General features: G+C 61.2%; 7 protein-coding genes. 1 reads left to right on the top strand and 6 read right to left on the bottom strand.

Annotated elements, in window-relative coordinates; genetic code table 11:
- Positions 1-18: 18 nt before the first annotated feature.
- Positions 19-2556 carry a PAS domain-containing protein gene (locus ACM6I0_RS09140; protein WP_414922071.1) on the bottom strand — a complete coding sequence of 846 codons (2538 nt, stop codon included), beginning with the start codon at positions 2554-2556 and terminating at the stop codon, positions 19-21.
- A 121-nt stretch (positions 2557-2677) separates the two neighbouring features.
- On the opposite strand from ACM6I0_RS09140, the gene ACM6I0_RS09145 reads away from it, so the two are divergent.
- Positions 2678-3787: a PilT/PilU family type 4a pilus ATPase gene (locus tag ACM6I0_RS09145; RefSeq protein WP_414922072.1), complete on the top strand. Its 1110-nt coding sequence runs from the start codon at positions 2678-2680 to the stop codon at positions 3785-3787.
- A gap of 19 nt (positions 3788-3806) precedes the next feature.
- On the opposite strand, the gene ACM6I0_RS09150 is transcribed toward ACM6I0_RS09145, so the two are convergent.
- From ACM6I0_RS09150 to ACM6I0_RS09170, 5 genes are all read right to left on the bottom strand, one after another.
- Positions 3807-5762, bottom strand: a complete 1956-nt coding sequence (locus ACM6I0_RS09150) for an acetoacetate--CoA ligase (RefSeq protein WP_414922073.1) — start codon at positions 5760-5762, stop codon at positions 3807-3809.
- Positions 5763-5926: 164 nt separating this feature from the next.
- Positions 5927-6700: a 3-hydroxybutyrate dehydrogenase gene (gene hbdH / locus ACM6I0_RS09155; RefSeq protein WP_414922074.1), complete on the bottom strand. Its 774-nt coding sequence runs from the start codon at positions 6698-6700 to the stop codon at positions 5927-5929.
- 7 nt (positions 6701-6707) lie between these two features.
- On the bottom strand, positions 6708-8099 hold the full coding sequence (locus tag ACM6I0_RS09160; RefSeq protein WP_414922075.1) for a GntP family permease: 1392 nt from the start codon (positions 8097-8099) through the stop codon (positions 6708-6710).
- Positions 8100-8386: 287 nt separating this feature from the next.
- Complete coding sequence (locus ACM6I0_RS09165; protein WP_414922076.1) at positions 8387-9802, bottom strand: sigma-54 interaction domain-containing protein; 1416 nt, start codon at positions 9800-9802, stop codon at positions 8387-8389.
- A 151-nt stretch (positions 9803-9953) separates the two neighbouring features.
- Positions 9954-11534 (bottom strand): ABC transporter ATP-binding protein, encoded by a 1581-nt coding sequence (locus ACM6I0_RS09170; RefSeq protein WP_414922077.1) that lies wholly within the window; start codon positions 11532-11534, stop codon positions 9954-9956.
- Positions 11535-11542: the final 8 nt, after the last annotated feature.

An 11542-nucleotide genomic window follows, 5' to 3' on the forward strand; every position in this document is an offset into this window, starting at 1 on the left:
GCGCGATTATGCCTCAACTCACTTCGGTTGGCCGATCATCGTGCGAATCTTGTTGGCCAGCAGGTCGATGGAAAAGGGTTTGGCGACCATGTCCATGCCTTCTTCGAGGAAGCCCTGGCGTTCCGCCGCCTTCTGCGCATAACCAGTCATGAATAGCACTTTGAGTGCCGGACGATGCTGGCGAGCGATTTCCGCCAGTTGTCGACCGTTCATTCCCGGCAGGCCGACATCGGTCACCAGCAGATCGACCCGCAGGTCGGACTCAAGCAAGGGCAGGGCGGCCTTCGCATCTTCGGCTTCATGGGCGTGATAACCCAGCTCGTTGAGCAAGTCGAGCACCAGCATGCGCACCGCCGGGTCGTCTTCCACCAGCACCACGGTTTCACCGGCAATCGCCGGCGGCGCCTCGCCAGTCGATGGCATCAGGACGTTTTGCGGTTCCAGGACATGCAGCCGTGGCAAGTACAACCGCACGCTGGTGCCCTGGCCCGGCACACTGAACAGGCTGACGTGACCGCCTGATTGCTGGGCGAAACCGTAGATCATCGACAACCCCAGGCCCGTGCCCTGGCCGATGGGTTTGGTGGTGAAGAAGGGGTCGAAGGCCTTGGCCAGCACCGAAGGCGTCATGCCGGTGCCGGTATCACTGACGGCAATCATCACGTAGTCCCCGGCCTGGACCGGTTCCAGGGTGGTGATGTCAGTGCCGTCGAGGTAGATGTTGGCCGTTTCGATCAGCAATTCGCCGCCATCGGGCATGGCGTCCCGGGCGTTGATCACCAGATTGAGCAAGGCGTTTTCCAGTTGGCTGACGTCGGTGCTGATCGGCCACACCTCGTCGGCCAATTGCAGCTTGAGCTCAATGTGATCGCCTTTGGTGCGACTGAGCAGATCTTCCAGCGAATGCACCAGTTCGTTGGCGTTCAGCGGCTTGCGATCCAGCGACTGGCGCCGGGAGAACGCCAGCAGACGATGGGTCAGTGCGGCCGCGCGATTGGCCGAAGACACCGCGGCTTCGGTGAAACGGCCGATTTCGGCGGCGCGTCCGTCAGCGATGTAGCGCTGCATCAGGTCGAGGCTGCCGATGATCCCGGTGAGCATGTTGTTGAAGTCATGGGCGATGCCGCCCGTGAGCTGGCCGACCGCCTCCATCTTCTGTGCGTGGCGCAATGCCTCTTCAGCGCGCTCGCGTTCGAACATTTCGTTTTGCAGTTTCTGGTTGGCCTCGGCCAGTTGCCGGGTACGCGCGGCGACCCGCTCCTCAAGGGTGTCGTTGAGGTTGCGCAGGGCTTCTTCGGTTTGTTTGCGTTCGGTTTCATCGATCACAAAAATGTAGAAACCGTTCACGGCGCCGTCAGGACCATGGCGCGGCAGGTAATTCATCAGCGCGTGGCGCAGACTCCCGTCGCGGTGCGGCGTACTGATGCTGAAACAGCAAGGTTTGCCGGACAGTGCCAGGGCAATGTATTCGGCGCGCAAGGCATAGGCTTCTTCGCCCAGCACTTCACGGATGGTTTTGCCGTACAGCTCCTGAGGCGTCAGCCCGTACCAGTCGAGGTAGGCGGCGTTGTTCAGGCGAAAGCGTTCCTCGCTGTCCACGTAACTGATCAGGATCGGCATGGCGTTGATGATCAGTTGCAGCTCGGTCTGGCTCTGACGCAGAGCCTGCTCGGTGTGTTTGCGCTCGGTCAAGTCCAGTGCGGCGCCGAGGAAGCGGATCGGTCGGCCATGGTGGTCCTTGTAGCAACGACCCCGGGCAAACACCCAACGCTGCTGCCCATCGGGCTGCAACAAGCGATATTCCTCGGCGTACTCGGTGCCATGGGTGATGCAATGTTTGATGCTGCGGGCAATCATCGCCCGATCCTCCGGGTGCACGCCCTGAAGGTAATCAGTGATCGGCAATTGACCGGCCAGCGCCGGATCGACGCCATGCAGCTGGGCGAAATGCGCGTCGGCAATAAAGTGGTCTTCGCCAATGTCCCAATCCCAGGTGCCCACGGCGTCGGTCGCGGCCAGCGCCAGTTGCAGGCGCTGTTCGGTTTCTTGCTGGGCCTTGAGACTCGCCGCCGAGCGTTGTTGGAGTTCCAGGGCGATGCGTCGGCGTTCGTTGGTTTCGATGGCCGTGACCAGAATCCCGGCCACCTGGGCGTTTTCATCACGGATCGGGCTGTAGGTCAGGTCGAGCCAGAAGTCCGAATCCTGCCCGTCGCGTTGCAGGGTAAAGCGTTGTTCGCTGTAGGTTCGCACCTGCCCTTGTAGGACGGCGCTGTAAATAGGGTCAGTAAAGTCTTTGAGTTCTGGCCAGATCTGGTGCGTAGGCTGTCCGAAAGCGTGTGGATGCTTGCTGCCAGCGAGCAGCGCGAAGCCGTCGTTATAGATCTGCGTAAGCTGCGGGCCCCACAGCAGCAACATTGGCATCGGCGAATGAATCACGATGTCCACCGCGGTGCGCAGGCTCTGTGGCCAAGTACTGGCAGCGCCCAGCGGGGTGCTTGCCCAGTCCAGTCTGGCAATCAAGGCCTGGGCATCGCTGCCCTTCGGTGATGCGTTCATCAAATTGTCCTGCACTTAAGTCGGTGTGGCGGCGTCTACTATCCTTGCAGGGCGATAGACGCTGGATGACCCGCTTCAGGTCATTATTTTTTCATTGAATGCTTCGCGGGTGCTTTTTGCCATGGAAATTGATGTGTTGTTACGGATACTGGCCCATCAGGACGGATCCGATCTTTACCTGTCCACCGGTGCGCCACCCAGCGCACGGTTTGACGGCGTGCTCAAGCCGCTGGCCGATCAACCGTTCAAGCCGGGGGAGGTCGCGGCCATTGCCGAGTCCATCATGGACGCCGAACAGCGTCTGGAGTTCGATCGTGAACTGGAAATGAACCTGGCCATTTCGCTGTCGGGCATCGGCCGTTTTCGGGTGAACATCTTCAAGCAGCGCAATGATGTGTCAATTGTGGCGCGCAACATCAAGCTCGACATTCCACGCTTCGAAGACCTCAAACTGCCTGCGGTGCTGCTTGAAACCATCATGCTCAAGCAAGGACTGATGCTGTTCGTCGGGGCTACCGCCTCGGGCAAATCCACGTCGCTGGCGGCGCTGATCGATTACCGTAACCGTAACAGCAGTGGCCATATCGTCACCATCGAAGACCCGATCGAATACATCCATCGTCACAAGCGTTCGATCATCAACCAGCGTGAAGTCGGGGTCGATACCCGCAGTTTTCATGCCGCCTTGAAAAATACCCTGCGCCAAGCCCCGGACGTGGTGCTGATCGGCGAAATCCGTGACCGGGAAACCATGGAACACGCACTGGCGTTCGCCGATACCGGCCATCTGGTGATTTCCACCTTGCATGCGCACAACGCCCATCAGGCGCTGGACCGCATTATCAATTTTTTCCCCGAAGAGCGCCGCGCGCAACTGCTGCATGACCTGGGCAACAACCTCAAGGCGTTCGTCTCCCAACGGCTGGTGCGCACCCGCGACGGGCAGCGCCGGGCAGCGGTGGAAGTGATGCTGGGCACGCCGACCATCGCCGACCTGATTCGCAGCAACGAGTTTGCCGATCTCAAGGGGATCATGGAAAAGTCGGCGGAACTGGGGATGCAGACGTTCGACGCCGCGCTGTACGGGTTGGTCGTCGAAGGGGCAATCAGCGAGGAAGAAGCGCTCAAGCATGCGGATTCGGTGAACAACCTGCGCCTGCGGTTGAAGTTGCATGCCGACGCGGCGCCGTCCACTCAGCCTTCCTCTGGGGAGTGGGGCCTCATGGACTGACACCGCTCCCACAGGGGATTCAGGTTTGGAGTTCGGCGCGGTTGCGGAATTGTTCGAGTGCTTCGGGGTTGGCCAGCGCGTCGGTATTTTTCACCTTTTGCCCATGCACCACATTGCGCACCGCCAACTCGACCACCTTGCCGCTGATGGTTCGTGGAATGTCCGTCACCGCGACAATCTTCGCCGGCACATGTCGTGGCGTGGTATTGGCGCGGATGACGTCGCGGATCTGTTGTTGCAGCGCTTCGTCGAGTTCGACGCCGTCGCGTAATCGCACGAACAGCACCACCCGCACGTCATCCTGCCATTGCTGACCGATGGCCACGCTGTCCAGCACATGCGGGACTTTTTCCACCTGACGGTAGATTTCCGCAGTGCCGATGCGCACGCCGCCGGGGTTGAGCACGGCGTCCGAGCGCCCGTGGATCATCATTGCGCCGTGGGGCAGTTGCTCGGCGTAGTCGCCCTGAGCCCAGACGCCGGGGAACTGACTGAAGTAGGACGCGTGCAGTTTTTCCTGCTGCGGGTCATTCCAGAAGCCGATGGGCATGGCGGGGAAGTGCCGGGTGCAGACCAGCTCGCCTTTCTGGCCAATGACCGGGCGACCATCGTCGTTCCAGACTTCGACTGCCATGCCCAGGCTCTTGCCCTGAATTTCGCCGCGACGTACGGGTTCAAACGGGTTGCTGTTCACAAAGCACGAAACGATGTCGGTGCCGCCGGACATCGACGCCAGGCACAGCTCGGACTTGAAATCGCGGTAGACGTAATCGTAGCTCTGCGGTGACAGGGCGGAGCCGGTGCAGAGCAGGATTTTCAGGCTGCTCAGGTCATGGCTTTCGCGTGGCTTGACGCCGTTGCTTTCCAGGGTCGCCAGGTATTTCGGGCTGGTGCCGAAAACGCTGATGCGCTCATCGTCGATCAGGTCGATCAAGCGCTCCGGGTTCGGGTGAAACGGCGACCCGTCGTACAGCACCACGGCGCTGCCCACGGCCAGGGCCGAGACCAGCCAGTTCCACATCATCCAGCCGCAGGTGGTGTAGTAGAACAAGCGGTCACCGGGGCCGAGGTCGCAATGCAGGCCATGCTCCTTGACGTGCTGCAGCAACACGCCTCCGGTGCTGTGGATGATGCATTTCGGTACGCCGGTGGTGCCGCTGGAATAGAGGATGTACAGCGGGTGCGCGAAGGGCACGGGCACGAAATCCGGCTCGCCGCCGACGTCATAGAAATCGTCCCACAGCGTCACGTTGGCCCGGGTGTGGAAGTGTTCGATGCGTGCTTGCGGACGGGCATAAGGCACCACGATCAACTGCTGCAAGGATGGCAGGCGCTCGAGGATTTCATTGACCTTGGCACGCTGGTCGATGTCCTTTCCGGCGTAGCGATAACCGGCGCAGGTGATCAACACCTTTGGCTCGATCTGGCCGAAGCGGTCGATCACGCCCTGGGTGCCGAAGTCCGGTGACGAGCAGGACCAGATCGCCCCCAGGCTGGTGGTGGCAAGCATCGCCACCAGGGTTTGCCATGTGTTGGGCATGCACGCGGCGACACGGTCGCCAAGGACCACGCCGGCGGCGATCAAACTGTGTTGAAAACCGGCGACATGCTCGGCCAGTTCGGCCCAGGTCAGGTGTTCACGCTGGCCGTTCTCGCCAATCGCAATCACCGCCACGGCATCGTCGCGACGGCGCAACAGGTGCTCGGCGAAGTTCAGGGTCGCACCGGGGAACCACTGGGCGCTGGGCATCTGCGTGCCCTCGACCAGCACCGCGTCGGGCTGATCGTGGAAGCGGATATCAAAAAAGTCGACGATTGCCTGCCAGAACGCTTCACGCTGGTCGATGGACCATTGGTGCAGGGCGGCGTAGTCGTCGAGGTGAATGTGGTGGCGCGCAATGACGAAGCGCCGAAAGGCCTCCATGCGGGTCTTGCCGATGCGCTGTGCGCCGGGTTGCCAGAGGATGTCGGACATGGCTTGCCTCTTCTTATAACTTCAGATCCATTTAGATCATTCCCACGCTCTGCGTGGGAATGCAGCCCGGGACGCTCTGCGTCCCAAGAGCCGAACGCGGAGCGTCCGTGGAGGCATTCCCACGCAGAGCGTGGGAACGATCATCAACGCGGTCCAGCGGTTGCTTACTGCGCCAACCACCCACCATCAATATTCCACGCCGCGCCCCGCACCTGGCTACCTGCTTCGCTGCACAAGAACAGCACCAGCTCACCCAGTTGCGACGGGGTGACGAACTCCAGTGACGGCTGTTTCTCCGCCAGCAAATCATGCTGCGCCTGTTGCGGATCGATCCCCGTGGCGATGCGATCATCAATCTGCTTCTGCACCAGCGGCGTCAACACCCAGCCAGGGCAAATGGCATTGCAGGTGACATGCGTGGTAGCCGTTTCCAGCCCGACCACCTTGGTCAAGCCGATCACGCCATGCTTGGCAGCCACGTACGCCGCCTTGCCGACCGAACCGACCTGGCCATGCACCGAGGCAATGTTGATGATCCGGCCCCAGTTCTTGGCTCGCATGCGCGGCAGGCACAGGCGGGTGCTGTGAAACACCGACGACAGGTTGATCGCGATGATCGAGTCCCAGCGTTCCACGGGAAATTCTTCCACTGAGGCCACGTGCTGGATCCCGGCATTGTTGACCAGGATGTCGATGCCGCCGAACTCGCGCTCGGCATAGCTAACCATGTCGGCAATCTGCGCCGGGTCGCTGACATCGGCCGGATGATGGCCGACCTTGCCGCCGTATTGCTGGACTTCGGCGATCACTGCCGAGGCATCGCCAAAACCATTGAGGACCACGTTGGCGCCGGCCTTGGCCAGGCTGAGGGCAATCCCCAAGCCGATGCCGCTGGTGGAACCGGTAACCAGTGCGGTCTTGCCCGAAAGAGTCGTCATGAAAACCTCACACAATGCCAGTGGCGTAGAAAGTACCGATCACCACAAAAACCGCCAGGGTCTTGATCAGCGTAATACAGAAAATGTCTTTGTAGGCTTCGCGGTGGGTCAGGCCGGTGACCGCCAGCAAGGTGATCACCGCGCCGTTGTGCGGCAAGGTGTCCATGCCGCCGCTGGCCATCGCGGCCACCCGGTGCAATACCTCCAGCGGGATATTGGCGGCGTGGGCCGCGGCGATGAAGTCATTGGCCATGGCCGCCAGCGCGATGCTCATGCCGCCCGACGCGGAACCGGTGATACCGGCCAGCAAGGTCACGGTCACGGCTTCGTTGACCAGCGGGTTAGGGATGCTTTTGAGCCAGTCGGCCAGCACCAGGAAGCCCGGCAAGGAGGCGATCACCGCGCCAAAACCGTATTCCGATGCGGTGTTCATCGCCGCCAGCAACGACCCGCTGACTGCCGCGCGACTGCCCTCGGCCAACTTGCCGCGAATCGCCTGGAAACCGAACACCAGCACCATGATGATGCCGACCAGCAAGGCCGCCTGAACCGCCCAGATCGCGGTGAGCTTGGCGATGTCGGTGGTCACCGGGGCGGCCATGCCCGGCAGCGCGAGGCTGTGGGTCTTGCCGTACCACTGCGGGATCCACTGGGTGAACAGCAGGTTCATGATGCCCACGGCCAGCAGCGGCGACAGCGCGATCCACGGATTTGGCAGCTTGATGTCGGCCGCGGTTTCCGGCTCGTTGCGCAGTTCGGTGCCATAGCCTTCACCCGCAGCCTGAGCCTTGTTGCGTTGGCGTTGAAGAAACAGCATCCCGGCGCAGAACACGAAAATCGCGCCGATCACCCCCAGCCACGGCGCCGCCCAGGCGGTGGTGTTGAAGAAGGTGCTGGGGATGATGTTCTGGATCTGCGGGGTGCCGGGCAGGGCGTCCATGGTGAACGAGAACGCGCCGAGGGCGATGGTCGCCGGGATCAGGCGCTTGGGAATATTGCTCTGGCGGAACATTTCAGCGGCAAACGGGTAAACCGCAAACACCACGACGAACAACGACACGCCGCCATAAGTGAGCAGGGCGCAGACCAGCACGATAACCAGCATCGCCTGGCGAGTGCCGAGCAAGCGAATGGCAGCCGCGACGATGGAGCGCGAGAAGCCCGACAACTCAATCAGCTTGCCGAACACGGCGCCGAGCAGGAACACCGGAAAATACAATTTGATGAAGCCGACCATTTTCTCCATGAACACCCCAGTGAAGGCGGGGGCGACGGCGGAAGGGTCGGTGAGCAGAACGGCGCCGAGGGCGGCAATCGGGGCGAAGAGGATAACGCTGTAGCCACGGTAAGCAGCCAGCATCAGCAGCGCTAGGGCTGCCAAGGCAATGATCACACTCATGGTGTGTCTCCTGGATTGTTATTTTTGTAGGGTGGATCTTTTGTGGGAGAGGGCTTTAGCGAGATTCGTGCCATTAACTTAAGTTATTGAAATATATGAATAAATTTAAATTTTAGGGGCTGGCGAAGAAAGAGTCGTCTCTGTTCTGAGACTTTCGTGGGTTGCAATGGCCTCATCGCGAGCAAGCTCGCTCCCACAGACTGACCGCGCCGTACCTGAGAATGAGGTCGAATGTGGGAGCGAGCTTGCTCGCGATGCTCTGTCTACAAATGGAGATTTATGTCTCTTTATAGAGATTCAGCAATCCCCAGCGCCACCATCTTCTTGTACAAAGTAGACCGTCCCAGCCCCAGCCGCGCTGCTGCTTCAATCACCTTCCCCCCACATTGCGCGAGGGCAGACTCAATCAACTGCCGGTCAAACCGCTCCCGGGCCTCACTGAAGGTCTCGTGCGCGACTGGCTCCATCATCAGCGGCGTCGCACGCTCCACCGGCGTAAAGGTGCCGATCGCCGCACGGATATCCCCGGCGTTCAACACCAGGTCATCGCTGAGCAGCGCCGCGCGTTCCAGCACGTTGCGCAGTTCGCGGATGTTCCCCGGCCAGGCGTGTTGGCCCAGCAGTTCCAGCGCCTCGGGGTTCAGCTCATGCTGGCTGCGCAATTCCTCAAGGATCGCTTCGCTGAGCGCGGGCAAATCGTCGAGGCGATCTCGCAGTGGCGGTACGTTGATGGGCAGCACGTTGAGTCGGTAATACAGATCGGCACGAAACTCGCCGCGTTTGATTGCTGCTTCCAGATCCATAGAGGTGGCGGCGATGACGCGTACATCGCTCTGGATCACTTCATTGGAACCGACGGGCTCGAACTCTTTTTCCTGCAATACGCGCAGCAGTTTGCTTTGCAGCGGCAGTGGCATGTCGCCGATTTCATCGAGGAACAGCGTGCCGCCCTGAGCGATCTGCAACTTGCCGGCCCGACCCTTGCGATCCGCGCCGGTAAATGCGCCCGGCGCGGTGCCGAAAAACTCGGCTTCCAGCAACGACTCGGGAATCGCCGCGCTGTTGATGCTGACAAACGCCTTGTGCGCTCGGGGTGAAGCACCGTGGATCGCCTGGGCCAGCAGCTCCTTGCCGGTGCCGGTTTCGCCGAGCAACAACACCGGTGACTCGGCGCTGGCGCTGCGGCGGGCGCGGCGTTTGACTTCCAGGCTGGCGGCGCTTGTGCCGATGAAATGGGCGAAGTTGTATTTGGTCTGCCGCGCGCGCAGCAGCGAGCGGGTCGAGGCCAGTTCTTCCTGCATGCTCAGGTAGCGCTTGAGCATCGGCGAGAGGCTGTGTAATTCGTCGAACAGGGCAAAACCAATGGCACCGATCACGGCGCCGGCATCGTCATGGATCGGCAGGCGCATCACCACCAGCGGTTCCTTGGGTGTGTCTTGCATGTCGAGCAAGATCGGTCGTCCGGTGCGCACCACCTCGCGCAGCAAACTGCCGGGGATCACGCTTTCGCAGGCCTTGCCAATCGCGCCTTCGGCCGACTCCAGGCCAAATCGCCGGGCATAACGCTCGTTCATCCAGACGATGTTGGCGTCACGATCGACAATCACCGTGCCCTCGCTGGACTGCTCGATGATCTCGAACAGCGAACGGATCGCCAGCAAGCGAACTCGCTGATAATCCTTGAGGCTTTCGGTGGTGTTCATGGCGCAGATCCTGATGGTGTGTTGCTTGTAGTGGCCTCTTCGCGGGCAAGCCCGCTCCCACACTTAACCGCGTCCGACTGGATGCTTCGGTCAACCGTGGGAGCGGGCTTGCCCGCGAAGGCAGCGATACGGTTCATCGGCAAGCACGCGATTATGGTTGTTGCAGATGCGCTGCCGCCAACAGCTCTTTGGTGTACGGGTGCTGCGGCGATTCAAACACCTCATGGCTGGCACCGCTTTCCACCACTTTGCCGTCCTTGATCACGATCATGTCGTGGGCCAGGGCGCGCACCACCGCCAGGTCATGACTGATAAACAGGTAGGTCAGGCCGTGCCGTTCCTGAAGCTGGCGGAGCAGGGCGACTACTTGTTTTTGTACCGTGCGATCCAGCGCCGAAGTTGGCTCGTCGAGCAATATCAGCGCCGGTTTCAGCACCAGGGCCCGGGCGATGGCGATGCGTTGGCGTTGGCCGCCGGAAAATTCGTGCGGGTAGCGATGGCGGCTTTGCGGGTCCAGGCCCACTTCCTCCAGTGCGCGAATCACCTCGGCTTTGCACTCCTCAGGCGTCAACTGACTGTGGACTTCCAGCCCTTCACTGATGATCTGCGCCACGGACATTCGCGGGCTGAGGCTGCCATAAGGATCCTGGAACACCACCTGCATCTTCTTGCGCCAAGGCCGCAGCTGCTTTTGCGTCAGGCCGTCCAGCGCCTCGCCCTGAAAGCGAATGCTGCCTTCGGAGTCGAGCAAGCGCAGGATCGCCTGGCCCAGCGTCGACTTGCCAGAGCCGGACTCGCCGACGATGCCCAGGGTTTTGCCGCGCTGAAGGTTGAGGCTGATGCCGTCCACCGCTTTGAGGTACGTCTTGCGCTGGAACAACCCGCCACCGAGGGCGAACTGCACGCGTAGATTGTCCACTTCCAGCACGTTTTCGCGCTCGTCACGGGGCAGGGCTTCGCCTTCCGGCTCGGCATTGAGCAGCACGCAGCTATAAGGATGTTTGGGTTCGGTAAACAGCGTCTCGCAGGGCGCCTGCTCGACGATCTCGCCGGCCTTCATCACGCACACCCGCTGGGCGATGCTGCGCACCAGATTGAGGTCGTGGCTGATCAGCAGCAACGACATGCCGAGCCGCTGTTGCAGGGACTTGAGCAGGATCAGGATCTTGCGCTGTACCGTCACGTCCAGCGCGGTGGTAGGCTCGTCGGCGATCAGCAGTTCCGGCTCGCAGGCCAGGGCCATGGCGATCATCACGCGTTGACGCTGACCGCCTGACAGTTGATGCGGGTAGGCCTTGAGCCGCTCTTTGGGATTCTGGATGCCCACCAGGTGCAGCAGCTCAAGAATTCGCGCCTGGGCAGGTTTACCGACTAGGCCTTTGTGCAGCAGCAGGGTTTCGCCGATCTGCTTTTCGATACTGTGCAACGGATTTAGCGAGGTCATCGGCTCTTGAAAGATCATCGCGATGCGGTTGCCGCGTAACTCACGCAACACCTTGGCCGGCGACCCGAGCAGTTCCCTGCCGCGATAGCGGATGCTGCCGGTGGACTCGGTGCCGATCTCAGGCAGCAGTTGCAGAATCGAATGCGCCGTCACCGACTTGCCGGAGCCCGACTCGCCCACCAACGCCAGGCATTCACCGGGGCGAATGTCCAGGCTCAGGTTGCGCACCACCGTCTGGCCGCTGAAGGCCACGCTGAGGTCACGGATTTCGATCAGGTTGATACTCATAATGGGTC

Source organism: Pseudomonas sp. IT-P294, from assembly GCF_949767865.1.
GTDB lineage: Bacteria > Pseudomonadota > Gammaproteobacteria > Pseudomonadales > Pseudomonadaceae > Aquipseudomonas.